The organism is Micromonospora sp. NPDC049836, assembly GCF_044465125.1.
Taxonomy (GTDB): Bacteria; Actinomycetota; Actinomycetes; order Mycobacteriales; family Micromonosporaceae; genus Micromonospora.
Genome location: NZ_JBITLH010000001.1, coordinates 363,207 through 378,893 on the forward strand (window position 1 = coordinate 363,207; position 15,687 = coordinate 378,893).

Sequence of the window (15,687 nt, forward strand, 5' to 3'; positions counted from 1 at the left end):
GCCGCCACAGCGACCGGAACCGCCGGCGCGGCGACCGAGCCGCCGAGGACTGACCGGAAACGCCGGTGGGGCGGCCGTGGCCGCCCCACCGAAGCGTTCGGTCAGCTGAACAGGTTGTAGAACTCGGCCGGTGCCTCGACGACCTGGTCGGCCGGGGGCTTCTGGGCGGCGGTCGCGCTGCCGTAGTCCGAGTACGTGATCTTGATGTCCTGGGCGGCGCTCTGCCCGGCGGCGGGGAGCTGGAGCACCAGCTCGCTGAGCCGGCCCTGCCCGTCCACCTTGGCGGTGAACGGCACGGTCTTCGCCTGGGTGCCGAGCGCGGTGATCACCGCGGGGTCGAGCGAGCCGGCCTCGGCCGCCTTGGACACGTCGACGGTGCCCGCGTACGCGCCCTCGCCGGTCCGCCGGACCTCGGTGATGCCCTGGGTCAGCACGGCGCTGCCGGCCGGGTCGACCTTGTCGAAGTCGAAGCCGAGCGCCCGGTTGCCCTTGATCCGGGTCTGGTCGAGGTGCTGGTACTTGCCGAGATTGAGCTTCTGCACGCCGGGGACGCTGCTGGCGGCCTTCCCGCCGAGTTCCAGCTTCACCCAGCTGTCCGGCTTGAGATGGATCAGGTCCAGCTTCATCATCAGGTCGGACGACGGCTCGCCGATCGTCATCCGCATCTCCGCGCTCTGGCTCGGCTCGTGCACCTGCCCCTCCGCCGTGGAGCCGGCGCCGGACATGGTGAACCGGAAGTTCCCGTCGCGGATGGCGTTCGTGGAGTCGAGCAGCGCCTGCTTGGCGTCGCCGGTGCCCGCGCTGCCGCTCGGCGCGATGCTGCCGGAGGCGCTCGGGGTGCCGGAGGCCCCCGCGCCGGCGGTCCCGCCGTCGTTGCAGGCGGCCACGCCGGGGATGAGCAGCGCCGCGGCGAAGGCGGCGGCGCTGAACCGTCGAATCTTCATGGTGAACCTCTCCAGGTGGGTCGTCCGGCCCACGAGGTGCCGGAGGCGTTCCGCCGCAGCCCTGACGCCGGCTCCGGCGCACGGTCCCGGTGCGGCCTCGGAGGCGGCGACGGGTCCGTGCCTCCTCTGTTCCCTGAAGTGGTGTTCGGCAATCCCTGTCCGGTTGGGTCCGCCGTCCGCCGTCCACCCGGGCGCCGTCCGCCGTCCGCCCGGGCGACGCCGGCCGGTCCCCCGGGCGACGCCGGCCAGGTCAGCGCAGCGCGCTGGCCAGCTGACGCAGCTCGCCCTCCCGGGCGTCACCGATCACGAGCACCGTGCGGTTCGGTTCGAGCAGGACCAGGGCCTGTTCGTTGTCCCGCGCGGTGTACCGCTGCCAGCTCGCGCCGGGCAGCTCGGCCGGCCCCTGCGGCTGGCCGCCCTTCAGCTCGGTGCGCAGCAACTGCTCGGCCGGCACGTTGCTCTCCACCAGTTGGGCGCCCCGCCCCTCCGGGGTCAGGTAGCCGATCCGCAGCGTGGCGCCGGCGGGTTCGGTCCGGTAGCGGGCGCTGACCGTACGCCAGCCGGAGGCCAGCCCTTCGGGCTCGCTGACCGGGAACGCGCCGGCCGCCCGGGCCTGCTCGATCGCGGGCGCGGCATCGACGGTGGTCGGCTCGTCCCCACCCAGGAAGCCCCGGTAGAAGGCGAGCAGCAGCACGATGGGGACCAGCAGCACCAGCAGCGACAGGGCCATGTCCCGGGGCGACCGCTCGGAGCGCGACTTCTCCTTGCGGGCCGGCGGGGCGGGCTGGTCGCCGGAGACGGCGGGCTGCGGGCCGGCTTCGCCCGCGGCCGGCCGGTCGACCGGTTCGACGAGGGCCGGCTCGCCGGCCTCGGCCAGCGGTGCGGGACCGGTCGACGACTCGACCAGCGCCGGCTCCCCGGCCTGGGCAGCGGGCCCGGCGGGCCCGACCGGCGGCTGGCCGTCGGGCGGGGTGGCGTCGGTCGGTACGCGGTCGGCAGGCTGTGCGGGTTCCACCCGACCATTCTCGCAGCCCGCCGTGAGGCGTGATCCTGGCCTCCTCCGCCCCGCTCCGACGCGGAACCTGAGATCGTGTGAGGATCAGCGACAAAACCGGCGGCGGCGACGGCCGCATCCCGCCGGTCCACCCCGCAACGTCGCGAGGAGGAAGCCGTCATGACAATCACCAGGACGCGAACCCCCCAGGATCTGGACCGTAACCTGGCCCTCGACCTGGTCCGGGTCACCGAGGCCGCGGCGATGGCCGCCGGCCGCTGGGTCGGTCGGGGCGACAAGGAGGGCGGCGACGGAGCCGCCGTCGACGCCATGCGCAAGCTGATCAACTCGATCCCGATGCGCGGGGTCGTGGTGATCGGCGAGGGCGAGAAGGACAACGCCCCGATGCTCTTCAACGGCGAGGAGGTCGGCGACGGGACCGGTCCCGAGGTGGACGTGGCGGTCGACCCGATCGACGGCACCACGCTGATGAGCAAGGGCATGCCGAACGCCCTCGCGGTGCTCGCGGTGGCCGAGCGCGGCGCGATGTTCGACCCGAGCGCCGTCTTCTACATGGAGAAGCTCGCCGTCGGCCCGATGTACGCCGACGTGGTCGACATCAACGCCGGGGTGGCCGAGAACATCCGCCGGATCGCCAGGGTCAAGGGCACCGACGCCACCGAGGTGACGGTCTGCGTGCTGGACCGGTCGCGCCACGACGACCTGGTCAAGCAGATCCGGCGGACCGGGGCGGGCATCCGGTTCATCTCCGACGGCGACATCGCCGGCGCGATCGCGGCGGCCCGGGGCGAGTCCGACGTCGACGTGCTGATGGGCATCGGCGGCACGCCGGAGGGCATCACCGCGGCCTGCGCGCTCAAGTGCATGGGCGGGATGATGCAGGCCAAGCTCTGGCCCAAGGACGCCGAGGAGCGGGAGAAGGCGATCGCCGCCGGGCACGACCTGGACCGGGTGCTCTTCACCGACGACCTGGTCACCGGCGACAACTGCTTCTTCGTGGCCACCGGCGTCACCTCGGGCGACCTGCTGCGCGGGGTGCGCTACCGCTCCGGCGGGGCGTACACCCAGTCGATCGTGATGCGCTCCAAGAGCGGCACGATCCGGGTGATCGACTCGTACCACCGGCTGGAGAAGCTGGCCCTCTACTCGGCGGTCGACTTCGACGGCCGTCCCCTGGCCGAGCAGGAGTGACGCTGACCGGGACGGCGGCTCCGCCCACGCTGCCGCCGGCCCGGCGGATCGCCGGCGTCGGGCTGGCCACCGGCGCCGGCGTCGGCGTGGCCGTCCAGTCCCGGATCAACGGCGAGTTGGGGGTACGGCTGGCCGACGGGATCGCCGCGGCGGTGGTCTCGTTCGGCGTGGGCCTGCTGATCCTGTTGGTGCTGGTCCCCGCCACCCCGGCCGGCCGGCGCGGGCTGGCCGCCCTGCGGGTGGCGCTGCGCGCCGGCTCGCTGCGGCCCTGGCAGTGCCTGGGCGGCCTGTGCGGCGCCTTCCTGGTCGCCACCCAGGGGCTCACCATCGGCACGCTCGGCGTCGCCGTGTTCACCGTGGCCGTGGTGGCTGGGCAGTCGGGCAGCAGCCTGCTGGTGGACCGGGCCGGCCTCGGACCGACCGGGCCGCAGCCGATCACCCCGCACCGGCTGGTCGGCGCGGTGCTCACCGTGCTGGCGGTGCTGCTGGCGGTGGGCGACCGGCTGGGCGACCCCGGCGCGCTGGCGCTGGCCCTGCTGCCGATGGCCGCCGGCGTCGGCATCGCCTGGCAGCAGGCGGTGAACGGCCAGGTGCGGGCGGCGGCCGGCAGCGCCACGATCGCCACGCTGGTGAACTTCGCCGTCGGCACGGCGGCGTTGCTCGCCACCTTCGCGGTGGAGGTGGCGGTGCGGGGCCGCCCGGCCGGCGGCTTCCCGGCCGAGCCGTGGCTCTATCTGGGCGGGCCCATCGGCATCGTGTTCATCGCGCTGGCCGCGGCCATCGTCCGCTTCACCGGGGTGCTGCTGCTCGGCCTGGCCACCATCGCCGGGCAGATCGTCGGGGCCGTCCTGCTCGACCTGCTGCTCCCGACCTCGGCCGCGCGCCCCGGTCTGGACACCCTGCTCGGCGCCGCCCTGACCATGGTGGCGGTCCTCATCGCCGCGCTCGGGCCGGCCCCGCGCCGGTGACCGGGCGCAGTCCGGCGACGGTCTCGGCGAGGGCCTGGTCCAGCGGTGTCGGCGTGAGGCCGAGGGCCCGCTCGGCGGCGGTGGCGTCCAGCACGTACGGCCGGCGGAACTGGTAGGCGGTCTCGCGCAGCTCACGGGCGGTCGGGTCGGCCAGCCCGGCGAGCCAGAGCAGCGGGTACGGCATCCGGATCAGGCGCGGCGCCCGGGCACCGACCAGGGCCGCGGCGCGGGTGGCCAGGTCCCGCATCGGCACGGCCGGTGAGCTGGGCACGTGCCAGGCCCGGCCCCAGGCCCGCTCCTCGGCCGCGGCGGCGACCAGGGTGCGGGCGACGTCCGGGATGTACGTCCAGGTGTGCGGGGCGTCCCAGTCCACCGGCAGGAACACCGGTCGCCCGGCGAGCACCCGGGGCAGCACCATCATCGCCAGCGAGGAGCCGCCGGTGCCCAGGTAGTCGGAGCCGCGTACCTCGGTGATCCGGGCCTGGCCGGCCCGGTGCGCGGCGAGCGCGTCCGCCCACATCCGGTTGCGGACCCGCCCCTTGACGCCGGTGGCGGCGAGCGGGGTGGCCTCGGTCATCGGGCCGTCGACCGGTCCGTACCCGTAGAGGTTGCCGACGGTGGCGAGCACCGCGCCGGTCCGCTGCGCGGCGGTGAGCAGCGCGGCGGCCAGCGGCGGCCAGTCGGTGGGCCACCGGTGGTACGCCGGGTTGGCGCAGTTGTAGAGCGCCGCGGCGCCCTCGGTCAGCGCGGTGAGCCGGTCGGTGTCGGCGGCGTCGGCGGCGGTCCGCTCGATCGCCGGGTGGTCGGGTCCGGTGCCGCGCCGGGTCACCACCCGTACCCGCTCGCCGCGGTCGGCGAGGAGGCGGGCGGTGGCGGTGCCGACGGGTCCGGCGCCGACGATCACGTGCAGGGCCATGGAGGGGCCACCCTTCGAAGCGGGGATGCGTTCTGAGAGCACCGCTCTCGCAACAGAGCATGCTCCACCGCGCCCCCTTCCGTCAAGAGCGGTGCTCTCTCTTTTGATTGCCGCTCTCAGACGTGGCAGAGTGGGGGCATGGTCGCTCCCTCGCTCCGCGCCCGGGTCCGCGCCGGAATGATCGACGAGATCAAGGCGGTGGCCCGCCGCCACCTGGCCACCGACGGCGCGAACCTCTCGCTGCGCGCGGTCGCCCGCGACATGGGCATGGTCTCCTCGGCCATCTACCGCTACTTCCCCAGCCGCGACGACCTGCTCACCGCGCTGATCCTCGACGCGTACCAGGCGCTCGGCGGCGCGGTGGAGGCGGCCGACGCCGCGGCCGACCGGGCCGACCTGCGCGGGCGCTGGCACGCGGCGTGCCGGGCCGCCCGGACCTGGGCGCTCGCCCACCCCGCCGAGTACGCCCTGCTCTACGGCAGTCCGGTCCCCGGGTACGCCGCCCCCGACGACACCGTGGCGCCGGCGTCGCGCCCCCCGCTGACCCTGGTCGGCATCCTCCGCGACGGGGTCGCCAGCGGCCGGCTCCGCCCGACCGAGGAGGAACTGCCCGAGCCGCTTCGCGACGACCTGGCCGAGGTCGCCGCGGGCACCTCCATGGCGCTGCCCGCCGCGCTGCTGGCCCGGGGCATGGCCGGCTGGACCCAGCTCTTCGGCCTGATCAGCTTCGAACTCTTCGGCCGGTTCAACCGGATGCTGCCGCACCGCGACGAGTACTTCGACCACCAGACCGCCCTGATGGCCGACCTCATCGGCCTGCCCTGAACGCCGGCGGGCCGACCGCGGGAACCCGGTCGTCGCGCTCCCGGACGGCTCAGGTGCCGTCGGAGGAGTGACCGGGGAACAGGTGCGCGGACGGGTCGATCGCCACGGCCGCGTTGTTCACCGCGGTGGCGGCCTCGCCGAAACCGGTGGCGATCAGCCGGACCTTGCCCGGGTACTCGGTGATGTCGCCGGCCGCGAAGACCCGGGGCAGGTTGGTGGCCATCGCACTGTCCACCACGATGTGCCGGCGGTCCAGGTTCAACCCCCACTCGGCCAGCGGCCCCAGGTCGGCGGTGAAGCCGAGCGCGGCCACGACGGTGTCCACCGGGAGCGTCTCCACCGGCCCGCCGCGTACGGTCAGCTCGGCACCGGTGACCCGGTCCTCCCCGTACAGCTGGGTCACCTCGGCGTTGACCACCACCCGCACGGGCAGCGCGCGGACCCGCGCCACGGTGGAGGCGTGGGCCCGGAACTTCTCCCGCCGGTGCACCAGGGTGACCGACCGGGCGAGCGGCGCCAGGGTGACCGCCCAGTCGAACGCGGAGTCGCCGCCGCCGACGATCAGCACGTCCCGGCCGGCCAGCTCGGCCGGCTGCGGCACGAAATAGACGATCCCGGCGCCCAGGAAGCTGTCCGCCACCGGCAGTGGTCGCGGCGCGAAGCTGCCCAGCCCGCCGGTCACCACCACCGCCCCGCAGTGCAACTGGTCCCCGCCGGCCAGCCCGAGCACCGGCCGCCCGTCGAGGTACGCCAGCTTCTCGGCGCGGACCCCGAGCAGGTATTCGGGCTGGAAGGGCGCGGCCTGGGCGACCAGGTTGGCCACCAGCTCCCGGCCCTTGACCGCCGGGAAGCCGGCGACGTCGAGGATGAGCTTCTCCGGGTACATGGCGGTGACCTGCCCGCCCGGCTCGGGCAGCGCGTCGACGACGGCCACGGAGAGCCCGCGGAAGCCGGCGTAGTACGCGGCGAAGAGCCCGGCCGGACCGGCCCCGATCACGGCGACATCGACCTCGCGCATGGCGTACCGTCACTTTCGGTCACGGATCAACGCGTATTGATCCCGACGGTAGGCGGCCGGGGGTCACCGGGCAAGCACGTCCCGGATCCGCGTCGGTGCCCGATCAGGGGAGGGTGACGGTGGACGGCTCGACCGGCGCCGGGTCGGGCAGCTCGTCCCGGCGGCGGCGGAACAGGATCGCCGCGACGATCCCGCCGAGGAACCCGAACAGGTGCCCCTGCCAGGAGATGCGCTCGTCGGTCGGGAGGATGCCGAGCAGCTGCCAGCCGTAGAGCAGGCCGACCAGCAGCACCACCGCGAAGTTCCACCAGCTCCGCTCGACCACCCCACGGGTGAGCAGGATGCCGAGATAGCCGAAGATCACCCCGCTCGCGCCGACCACCACCGAGTTCGGCGAGCCGGTGAACCACACCCCCAGACCGCTGACCAGGATGATCACCATGGTGGACCAGAGGAACCGGCGGGTGCCCGCGGCCAGCACGAAGGTGCCGAGCAGGATCAGCGGGATGCTGTTGCTGTAGAGGTGGTTCCAGCCGGCGTGCAGGAACGGCGAGAAGATCACTCCGTCGAGCCCCTGGATCCGGCGCGGGATGATCCCGGCGGTGACGTCGAGGTCGGCGCGGAGGCCGACGTCGAGGGCCTCGATGAGGAAGAGGACCGGCACGACCGCGCACATCGCCACGAAGGCCCGACCCAGCGAGGCGTAGAACGCCTCGGTGCCGAACCGTCGGGGATCGCCGCCCGTGGGGCCACCGCGCCAGGTCACGTACCAACAGCTATCAGCAATCGGGCCCGACCGCCACCCGAGCGCCGCAGCCGACCGGGATGAGACGACGGCGGGCGGCGCGGATATCCGCGCCGCCCGCCGTCGATGGGCGTCCGATCAGTACCAACCGCTGTTCTGCGAGTGCTGCCAGGCACCGCACGGGTTGTTGTACCGGCCCTCGATGTAGCCGAGGCCCCACTTGATCTGGGTGGCCGGGTTGGTCTTCCAGTCGTCGGCGACCGAGCCCATCTTGCTGCCCGGGAGCGCCTGGGGGATGCCGTACGCGCCGGACCCCGCGTTGTACGCCTTGTGGTTCCAGCCGCTCTCCTTGGTCCAGAGCTTGTCCAGACAGGGGAACTGGTCGATGTCGAAGCCCTCGTCGAGCATGATCGCGCAACCGATCTTGCGGTTGCCGCTGTACTCCTCGCAGGAGGACGGGATCGGTCCGTCGTACGGCTTGGTGACCGCCTTGGCCGCGGCCTCGCGCTCCTTCTTGCGGGACGCGGCGGCCGCCTCGGCCTCCTTGGCCCGCTCGGCGGCCTCCTTGGCCGCCGCGGCGGCCCGCAGCTTCGCCTGGTACTCGGCGGCCCGCTGCTTGGCCGACACCAACCGGTGGTCGGCCTGCCGGTCCCGCTGGTACGCGTACTCCGCCTGATCGACCTCGAGGCCGACCTGCGCGGTCAGGCCCTGCTGCTGGGTCTGACGGTCTTCGCCCAGGTAGAAGCCACCGGCGACGCCCACGGAAAGCAGCGCGACAGCGGCCGTACGGGCGCCGAACCGGCTCCACAGCCGACTCACGAAGTGTCCCTTCGTCGGGGGCAAGGACACGGCGCGGACGCCTGGCCGCCTCAATGGCCGCGCGTCGGCACGCCGCGAGCGCCCCGGCCCCGAACTCGCGGCCGCCGCCCCGCGGTTCGTGGCCCTTCGCCGCGCCGGGGCGAACGATGCTCGACGATCCTGTCGGGGCGTCCGACGACTCCAGATCGGTGCGCGAACCTGGCCGCGCGGAACTGGAGTTGTCGGAGACGCTCGATGGACACCATTGCGCACAGTGAGGCTGATGGGAAACGCTGGGCCTTATTTGTGATCTGCACCACAAGGCGAATGCCCACAAAAGCGGGCAAAAGCCCGGATCAGAGCGGTCCATCCTCCAACAGGTCAGTGACCATTGCGGCGATCGGTGAACGCTCCGAACGGCTGAGGGTGACGTGCGCGAAGAGCGGATGACCCTTCAGCGCCTCGATCACGGCGGTCACCCCGTCGTGCCGCCCCACCCGCAGGTTGTCCCGCTGCGCCACGTCGTGGGTGAGCACCACCCGGGACCCCTGACCGATCCGGGACAGCACGGTGAGCAGCACTCCCCGCTCCAACGACTGCGCCTCGTCCACGATGACGAACGCGTCGTGCAGGCTGCGGCCCCGGATGTGGGTCAGCGGCAGCACCTCCAGCAGGCCACGGGCGATGACCTCCTCCAGCACGTTCTCGTGCACCACGGAGCCGAGGGTGTCGAAGACCGCCTGCGCCCAGGGGGACATCTTCTCCGACTCGGAGCCGGGCAGGTAGCCGAGCTCCTGACCGCCGACCGCGTAGAGCGGGCGGAAGACGATGACCTTCTTGTGGCGGCGGCGCTCCATCACCGCCTCCAGGCCGGCGCAGAGCGCCAGGGCCGACTTCCCGGTGCCGGCCCGGCCGCCCAGCGACACGATGCCGATCGCCTCGTCCAGCAGCAGGTCCAGCGCGACCCGCTGCTCCGCCGAGCGGCCGTGCACGCCGAACGCCTCCCGGTCGCCCCGGACCAGCCGGACGGTCTTGTCCGGCAGTACCCGACCCAGCGCCGAGCCCCGGCCGGACTGCAGCACCAGCCCGGTGTGGCAGGGCAGGCCGGCGGCGGCATCCAGGTCCAGCGTCTCGCCCGCGTAGAGCCGGGCGATCTCCTCCTCGGTCAGCTCCAGCTCGGCCATGCCGGTCCAGGTCGGGTCGCTGGCCTGGCCGTGCCGGTACTCGTCGGCGCGCAGGCCCACCGAGGCCGCCTTCACCCGCAGCGGCATGTCCTTGCTGACCAGGGTGACCTCCCGCCCCTCGGCGGCCAGGTTGAGCGCCACCGAGAGGATGCGGGCATCGTTCGACTCGTTGCGGAACCCCGGTGGCAGCACCCCGTCGTCGGTGTGGTTCAACTCGACCCGGAGGGTGCCGCCCTGGTCGTTGGCGGGCACCGGCCGATCGAGCCGGCCGTGCCGCACCCGCAGCTCGTCGAGCATCCGCAGGGACTGGCGGGCGAACCAGCCCAGCTCGGGATGGTGCCGCTTGCCTTCCAACTCCGAGATGACCACCAGCGGCAGCACCACCTCGTGTTCGGCGAAGCGGTAGAACGCCGCGGGATCGGAGAGCAGCACCGAGGTGTCCAGGACAAAGGCCGGGCCGGCTGGTCGGGGCTCCTCGGTGCCGGCCGACGCGGGCGCCGCGGTGCGGCGGCTGCGGGTGGTCCGGCGGGTCACGGCGGTCGCGGCCGGGGTCTGGTCGGCACCGGCGGGGGTACGGCGAGTGGTCACAGGCCTGCTCCGCGGATGGGCACCCGGCCACCCGAGTTCCGCCTCGTCCGGTGCCCGGTGGACACGGGGTCGGATGCGGGCCCCGTGCGCGAGGTCGCAGGTCCGGGCTGTCCGGCTGGCCCGGGAAAGCCCCGCGCCATGTCTAGACGCTAATGCCCGCGCGGCCCGTCGGCTAGTGGTGGCCCGGGGCTGCGGCGCATCGACCGGGTGAACCCAGCCCGCTCAGCGCCGCCCGGCCCGGTGCGGCGCATGGTCGTTCGGAAGGTCGACCGCGGCGCGAGGCCGGCCGGGATGCATGCCCCCTGCGCGCATCCCGGCCGGCCGGACCACCGTCACCAGTCGGCGGTGGCCCAGACGGTGCGCGTCCGCCGCGAACGACGCACCGCGCCCGGGCGGCCTCAGCCGTGCCGGCGTACCAGGGTCCCGGTCTGCCGCCCGCCCCCCAAAGACGCGCTGAACGAGGAGCCCGTGTACGTGGTGCCCTGCCGGGTGGCGAGTCCGCCGAGCTGCACGGTCGCGGTGGCCCGCGGGGCCGCGCCGGGTGCGGGCTTCGCGGTCACCGCGGCCGGTACGGCGGTGCCGGCGAACGGGACCGCGGCGCGGCTGGGCGGGGCGGACACCGGGACCGGGGCGGACACCGGGGTGGACCGGGCCAGCGCCGAGGCGATCGCGGCCTGCGCGTCGCGGCGCCGCCGGTTCCAGGCGCCCCGGTCACCGTCGAAATACCCCTGCCGGTAGCCGAAGCGGTAGCCGATCCGGTAGCTGAGCTGCCCGTGCAGCCGGCCCGCCGCGTAGCAGGTCGAGCCGAGCAGGAGGACGAGGAGGACGGCCAGGAAAGGGCTCACCGGGTCACCCCCGCCCGCGTCCCGGCCCGGCGGCTCATCGCTCCTCCGGTTCGGCCACCGGGTCGACGACCAGCAGCCGCTCCAGGTCCTCGGTGCTGACCTCCTCGACCAGCTCGACGCTGATCCGGCAGCCGTCCAGGATCACCTCGGCCACCGAGGTCCGGCGGATGTCGCCGCCGGCGTCGTAGACCCGGACGCTCAGTTCGGGGCAGCCCAGGTGGGTACGCCAGGCGTCCCACTCGTCCCGGTCGCCGACGCTGAGCGACAGATAGCGGCAGCCCCGGGCCAGGTAGAGGCGCCACGGTGCGCTCAACCCGGCGGCCACCCCGGCCGCGATCAGGCCAAAGGCCTGGGAGCGGGTCGCGAGCTCGGTCACGAGACCCCCTCGGCACTCGCGGAGTGACGCATGTGAGCACTCGTCGTCTCATGCACGTGACACACCGTAAGTTGTCTCATGAGCGTGACAGTATCAGCTTTTCGTCCGTTTACCGCCGTACTGGCGTCCATCTATTCTGCCCGGGTGGCACCCCTCAAGAGCACTCCCCAATCGTTTACCGGCGCTCCGGATCCTCCGTCTCGTCGGCGTGACAACAGCGTGCCGGGCCGCGCCGTCGGACCGGCCGCGCCGTACCGTCACGGAGTGACCGAGACGGCCAACGCCCGGAAGATCGCCTTCGCCACCTTCGTTCGCCGCGCGCTGGACGACGCGCGCGCCATGCGGGCCTGGAGCGGCACCGAGGTCTCCCGGCGCACCGGGGTCTCCCGGCAGACCATCAACCGCTGGGTACGCGGCGACTGGGCCAGCGACCCCGAGGTGGAACGGGTGGTCGCCTTCTGCGAAGGGCTCGGCCTCAACCCGGCGGCCGCCTTCACCGCGCTGGGCTGGGACCGGGCGACCGCGCCGAAGGCCAGCCCCACCCCGCCGCCGATGGACCCGGACGTCGAGGCACTGCTGCGCCGGCTGGTCGACCCCCGGGTCTCGGACGCGGAGAAGTTCCACATCCGGGAAACCATCCGCTACCTCGCGTACCGCCCGACCCTGCCGACGGATTCCGGAAAACGAGGCAGGCAGGCCGGATAGTCGACACGCCAGGCAGTTCCGCAAATGGCGAAAGAACCCCCGGACAGATCCGATCTATCCCCTCCGGGCCCGGATCGGACGCGCTAGCGTCCCTGTTTGTACTGCTCGGGGCTCGTCGTCGGCGGGGGGACGGGACAAGGCCGAACTCAGCCCTGCGGGACAGAAGGAGGGGTCTGTCCATGACCCTGAAATGGTTGGCAGTCGTGGTCGCGGTGGTGTCGGTGACATCGTGCGTGACCGGCAACGTGGTGGTCGGCGTACTGAACGGCGGGCAGCTTCCCCTGGTCGTCAACCTCTTCGCGCTCATCACTGCCGGCACCTCGGTGGTCCTCGCCGTCGTCGCCGAACTGCACGACCGGCTCAACGACCGGGTCAGCGCGCTCACCGAGTTCCTGGTGGCGCGGCTCAACGAGATCGAGGCACACACCGGCGACCGGAACACCGGCTTCGTGGAGGGCTACCTGCTCAGCCACGGCCAGGACGCGGCCGTGGTGCCGTTCGGGCGCCGGGGACGGGGAGCCGCCGAACGCTGACCACCACCTGGCCGGCCAACCATCGCGGCCACGAATACCCCGCCCGGCGCGGGGTACGCTGACGCGCGTGCCGCCGTTGAATCTGGGCAACCAGCAGCCAAGGACCCCGTTGGACGCCGAGCACGCGTGGCGCGCCACCGCGGCACGCGCGCGGGACGTGGTCCTCTTCTTCGACTTCGACGGCACCCTCGCGCCGGTCGGCGACGATCCCACCACGGTCCGGCCCGCTCCCCGGGTGCTCAGCGCGCTGGCGGCGCTCGCCCCGCGGGTACGCCGGATCGCCATCGTCTCCGCGCGCCCGGTGGAGTTCCTCCGCGACCAGTTCGGCGGCCTCGCCGGCATCGACCTGTACGGGCTCTACGGCCTGGAGCACAGCCACTCCGGCGGCGAGACGGTCACCGAGCCCGCCGCGCTGCCCTGGGTGCCCACCATGGCCGAGCTGGCCGACCAGGCCCGCGCCGAACTGCCGCCCGGCGCCCTGGTCGAGTTCAAGCGGCTCTCCGTCGCGCTGCACTGGCGGACCGCCCCGCAACTCGGTGACCTGGTGCAGGAGTGGGGCCGGGCCAACGCCGAGCGGCTCGGCCTGCGCTGCCAGGCCGGGCGGATGGTGCTGGAGCTGAAGCCCCCGGTCGACCGGGACAAGGGCCTGGTCATCGGCGAGGTGATCCGGGACGCCGGCGGTGCCTGGTACTTCGGTGACGACGTCTCCGACATCAAGGCGTTCGCCGCGCTGCGCGCCCGTGCCGCCGCCGACCCGGAGTTCATCGGCGTCTGCGTGGCCGTCGCCAACCCGGAGACCGGCCACGAGGTCGCCGACGCCGCCGACCTCACCCTCGACTCCCCCGCCGCCCTCGGCACCTTCCTCACCGCCGCCCTCCCCCACCTCCCCTAACCCACCCACCCCACCCGCCCCCGCCCCGCCCCCAGCTCCGCCGATCATGGAGTTGTGGTGGTGAACGAAGGCGGCATCACGGGTAATTCGGGCGCCACAAGTCCATGATCGACGGGGCGGTGGGGCGGAGGGCGAGGGCGGGGGTCGAGGGCGGGGGTTAGGTGCCGAAGCGGCGTTGGCGGGTGGCGTAGGAGCGGAGGGCGCGGAGGAAGTCGACGCGGCGGAAGTCGGGCCAGTTGAGTTCGCAGAAGTAGAACTCGGAGTGGGCGCTCTGCCAGAGCATGAAGCCCGAGAGGCGCTGCTCCCCGCTGGTCCGGATGATCAGATCCGGGTCGGGCAGGCCCTTGGTGTAGAGGTGCTCGGAGATGTGGTCTACGTCGATCGAGGTGGCCAGCTCCTCGATCGTGCCGCCGGCCGCCGCGTGTTCCAGCAGCAGCGAGCGGACCGCGTCGGCGATCTCGCGCCGGCCGCCGTACCCGACGGCGATGTTGACCTGGGCGCCGCCGCTGCGGCCCCGGGTGCGCTCCTCGGCGGCCTTGAGCGCGGCGGCGTGGTGCGCCGGCAGCACGTCGAGCGCGCCCACCATCCGCAGCCGCCAGGGGTTGCCCTCCTTGGCCAGCTCGCTGCTCAGGTCCTCGATGATCTGGAGCAGCGGGTCCAGCTCGGCGGCCGGCCGGGACAGGTTGTCGGTGGAGAGCAGCCAGAGCGTCACGTGCCCGACCCCGGCCGCGTCGCACCAGCGCAGCAGCTCCTTGATCCGCTCGGCGCCCATCCGGTGCCCGTCGTTCGGATCGACGAAGCCCATCTCCCGGGCCCACCTGCGGTTGCCGTCGCACATCACGCCGACGTGCCGGGGCACCGGCTTGCCCGCGAGCTTCGCCGTGAGCCGGCGCTCGTAGACGGAGTAGAGGAGTTTCCGCACAGTCATCACCTTGCAGGGTAGCGACCCGGATTGAAGATCAGTGGCGCGGTGGCCGATCCCGCGCCGCGACGCCCGCGCCGATCCGGGCCAGGGTGCGGGCGTCGAGCCGGCCGTCACCCAGCCCCAGCTCCACCACCGTCCGGTAGACCCGCTCGTCGCGGCGGGCCGCCCGGACCGCGGCGTCGACCACCCACCGCCGGCGGGCCAGCCAGGCCGCGACCGAACTGTGCCGCAGGTGCGTGCCGAGCCGGTCGCGCAGCGCCTCGGCGTACCGGCGGGCCGCGTGGGCGGGGGTGCCGGCCGCGGCCGCCCCGGCCAGTGCCCCGGAGCGCAGCGCGTAGAAGATCCCCTCGCCGGTGAACGGGTTGATCAGCGAGAGCGCGTCGCCGGCCAGCACCACCCGGCCCCGGCCCGGCGCCGGCCGGTGGGTGGAGAGCGGCAGGTGGTGCGCGCGCAGATCGGTCACCGTGGCCGGGTCGACGCCCGGGAGCAGGTCGGCCAGCCGGTCCAGCAGGTGGGCCCGGGTCAGCGGCTCGCCCCGCAGCACCTCCCCGTACCCGACGTTCGCCCGGCCGTCCCCGATCGGAAAGGACCAGGCGTACGCCGGCCAGCGCGCCGACGAGGTGACGATGAGCTGCTCGGGCGGGCCGGGCAGGGCGGGGGCGTAGCCGCGGATGGCGAGCGCGAGGTGGCGGTCCGGGTTCGCCGGGTGGCCCAGCGCCCGGCGCAGGACCGAGCCGGCGCCGTCGGCGCCGACCACCGCCCGACCGGTCAGTTCCCCGTCGAGCACCACCCGGTCGGCGTGCTGCTCCACCCGGCGTACGGTGTGCCGGCGCAGCTCCGCGCCGGCCGCCACCGCCGCCGCCACCAGGCGGGCGTCGAACACCCGCCGGGGCACCGTGTACGCGGGCCGGGGCAGCGTCCGGGCCACCGCCCCGCCGCCGGGTCCGGCCAGCCGCAGCGCGGGCAGCGGGGCGTAGCCGTCGACCGCCCCGGTCACGCCCAGTTCGGCGAGAACGTCCAGCGCGTGCGCGGCGATCCCGTCGCCGCAGGCCTTGTCCCGGGGGAAGTCGTACCGGTCCAGCAGCAGGACCCGCTCCGCCCCCGCCCGCCGCGCGCCCAGCGCCGCCGCCGCACCGGCCGGCCCCGCCCCAACGACGATGACGTCCCACACCCCTCCATCCTCCCCGCCCGGGCCCGCACCCCACCCCCCGCCGCGCCC

At 73.8% G+C, this 15,687-nt stretch carries 17 protein-coding genes; 6 read left to right on the top strand and 11 right to left on the bottom strand.

Annotated elements, in window-relative coordinates; genetic code table 11:
- Positions 1-101: 101 nt before the first annotated feature.
- Entirely contained in the window at positions 102-944 is an 843-nt protein-coding gene (locus ACIBPB_RS01645) for a hypothetical protein (RefSeq protein WP_396837713.1), read from the bottom strand.
- A gap of 250 nt (positions 945-1,194) precedes the next feature.
- A complete protein-coding gene (locus tag ACIBPB_RS01650) occupies positions 1,195-1,959 on the bottom strand; it encodes a DUF4245 family protein (RefSeq protein WP_396837714.1) in 765 nt (254 codons plus the stop codon).
- Positions 1,960-2,118: 159 nt separating this feature from the next.
- Between ACIBPB_RS01650 and glpX the strand changes: the two genes are divergently transcribed.
- Together glpX and ACIBPB_RS01660 are read left to right on the top strand one after the other, a co-directional pair.
- Positions 2,119-3,150 carry a class II fructose-bisphosphatase gene (glpX, locus tag ACIBPB_RS01655; RefSeq protein WP_396837715.1) on the top strand — a complete coding sequence of 344 codons (1,032 nt, stop codon included), beginning with the start codon at positions 2,119-2,121 and terminating at the stop codon, positions 3,148-3,150.
- Entirely contained in the window at positions 3,147-4,118 is a 972-nt protein-coding gene (locus ACIBPB_RS01660; RefSeq protein WP_357326362.1) for a DMT family transporter, read from the top strand. Before glpX ends, ACIBPB_RS01660 begins: the two co-directional genes overlap by 4 nt.
- On the opposite strand, the gene ACIBPB_RS01665 is transcribed toward ACIBPB_RS01660, so the two are convergent.
- The gene (locus tag ACIBPB_RS01665; protein ID WP_396837716.1) at positions 4,084-5,034 is read right to left on the bottom strand and encodes an NAD-dependent epimerase/dehydratase family protein; all 951 of its coding nucleotides are present in this window, start codon (positions 5,032-5,034) and stop codon (positions 4,084-4,086) included. The two genes, ACIBPB_RS01660 and ACIBPB_RS01665, sit on opposite strands and share 35 nt — an antisense overlap.
- A 138-nt stretch (positions 5,035-5,172) precedes the next feature.
- On the opposite strand from ACIBPB_RS01665, the gene ACIBPB_RS01670 reads away from it, so the two are divergent.
- On the top strand, positions 5,173-5,859 hold the full coding sequence (locus ACIBPB_RS01670; RefSeq protein WP_396837717.1) for a TetR/AcrR family transcriptional regulator: 687 nt from the start codon (positions 5,173-5,175) through the stop codon (positions 5,857-5,859).
- A gap of 49 nt (positions 5,860-5,908) precedes the next feature.
- Here the strand turns inward: ACIBPB_RS01670 and ACIBPB_RS01675 are convergent, their stop codons facing one another.
- The 6 genes from ACIBPB_RS01675 to ACIBPB_RS01700 all read right to left on the bottom strand — a co-directional run bounded on the left by ACIBPB_RS01675 (position 5,909) and on the right by ACIBPB_RS01700 (position 11,413).
- Positions 5,909-6,877, bottom strand: coding sequence for an NAD(P)/FAD-dependent oxidoreductase (locus ACIBPB_RS01675; protein WP_357326352.1), 969 nt, complete (start codon positions 6,875-6,877; stop codon positions 5,909-5,911).
- Positions 6,878-6,980: 103 nt separating this feature from the next.
- A complete protein-coding gene (locus ACIBPB_RS01680; RefSeq protein WP_046562524.1) occupies positions 6,981-7,643 on the bottom strand; it encodes a rhomboid family intramembrane serine protease in 663 nt (220 codons plus the stop codon).
- Between the two features lie 117 nt (positions 7,644-7,760).
- Positions 7,761-8,441 carry a lytic transglycosylase domain-containing protein gene (locus ACIBPB_RS01685; protein ID WP_396837718.1) on the bottom strand — a complete coding sequence of 227 codons (681 nt, stop codon included), beginning with the start codon at positions 8,439-8,441 and terminating at the stop codon, positions 7,761-7,763.
- Between the two features lie 335 nt (positions 8,442-8,776).
- Complete coding sequence (locus tag ACIBPB_RS01690; RefSeq protein ID WP_396837719.1) at positions 8,777-10,192, bottom strand: PhoH family protein; 1,416 nt, start codon at positions 10,190-10,192, stop codon at positions 8,777-8,779.
- A 398-nt stretch (positions 10,193-10,590) separates the two neighbouring features.
- On the bottom strand, positions 10,591-11,037 hold the full coding sequence (locus ACIBPB_RS01695; RefSeq protein ID WP_396837720.1) for a hypothetical protein: 447 nt from the start codon (positions 11,035-11,037) through the stop codon (positions 10,591-10,593).
- A 34-nt stretch (positions 11,038-11,071) separates the two neighbouring features.
- Complete coding sequence (locus ACIBPB_RS01700; RefSeq protein ID WP_357326338.1) at positions 11,072-11,413, bottom strand: hypothetical protein; 342 nt, start codon at positions 11,411-11,413, stop codon at positions 11,072-11,074.
- 264 nt (positions 11,414-11,677) lie between these two features.
- On the opposite strand from ACIBPB_RS01700, the gene ACIBPB_RS01705 reads away from it, so the two are divergent.
- The 3 genes from ACIBPB_RS01705 to otsB all read left to right on the top strand — a co-directional run bounded on the left by ACIBPB_RS01705 (position 11,678) and on the right by otsB (position 13,543).
- A complete protein-coding gene (locus tag ACIBPB_RS01705; protein ID WP_396837721.1) occupies positions 11,678-12,118 on the top strand; it encodes a helix-turn-helix domain-containing protein in 441 nt (146 codons plus the stop codon).
- A gap of 179 nt (positions 12,119-12,297) precedes the next feature.
- Positions 12,298-12,651 carry a hypothetical protein gene (locus ACIBPB_RS01710; RefSeq protein WP_046562518.1) on the top strand — a complete coding sequence of 118 codons (354 nt, stop codon included), beginning with the start codon at positions 12,298-12,300 and terminating at the stop codon, positions 12,649-12,651.
- Positions 12,652-12,718: 67 nt separating this feature from the next.
- The gene (gene otsB, locus ACIBPB_RS01715) at positions 12,719-13,543 is read left to right on the top strand and encodes a trehalose-phosphatase (protein ID WP_396837722.1); all 825 of its coding nucleotides are present in this window, start codon (positions 12,719-12,721) and stop codon (positions 13,541-13,543) included.
- 157 nt (positions 13,544-13,700) lie between these two features.
- Here otsB and ACIBPB_RS01720 read toward each other — a convergent pair whose 3' ends face one another.
- Together ACIBPB_RS01720 and ACIBPB_RS01725 are read right to left on the bottom strand one after the other, a co-directional pair.
- A complete protein-coding gene (locus ACIBPB_RS01720; protein WP_396837723.1) occupies positions 13,701-14,471 on the bottom strand; it encodes an isoprenyl transferase in 771 nt (256 codons plus the stop codon).
- Between the two features lie 31 nt (positions 14,472-14,502).
- Complete coding sequence (locus ACIBPB_RS01725; protein WP_396837724.1) at positions 14,503-15,639, bottom strand: geranylgeranyl reductase family protein; 1,137 nt, start codon at positions 15,637-15,639, stop codon at positions 14,503-14,505.
- Positions 15,640-15,687 lie beyond the last annotated feature (48 nt).

What these genes read in the sequence shown, in the direction of transcription:
- glpX (WP_396837715.1), top strand. Translation starts at nt 2,119, where the DNA reads ATGACAATCACCAGGACGCGAACCCCCCAGGATCTGGACCGTAACCTG.
- ACIBPB_RS01645 (WP_396837713.1), bottom strand. Translation starts at nt 944, where the DNA reads ATGAAGATTCGACGGTTCAGCGCCGCCGCCTTCGCCGCGGCGCTGCTC.
- ACIBPB_RS01670 (WP_396837717.1), top strand. Translation starts at nt 5,173, where the DNA reads ATGGTCGCTCCCTCGCTCCGCGCCCGGGTCCGCGCCGGAATGATCGAC.
- ACIBPB_RS01710 (WP_046562518.1), top strand. Translation starts at nt 12,298, where the DNA reads ATGACCCTGAAATGGTTGGCAGTCGTGGTCGCGGTGGTGTCGGTGACA.
- ACIBPB_RS01675 (WP_357326352.1), bottom strand. Translation starts at nt 6,877, where the DNA reads ATGCGCGAGGTCGATGTCGCCGTGATCGGGGCCGGTCCGGCCGGGCTC.
- ACIBPB_RS01665 (WP_396837716.1), bottom strand. Translation starts at nt 5,034, where the DNA reads ATGGCCCTGCACGTGATCGTCGGCGCCGGACCCGTCGGCACCGCCACC.
- ACIBPB_RS01720 (WP_396837723.1), bottom strand. Translation starts at nt 14,471, where the DNA reads ATGACTGTGCGGAAACTCCTCTACTCCGTCTACGAGCGCCGGCTCACG.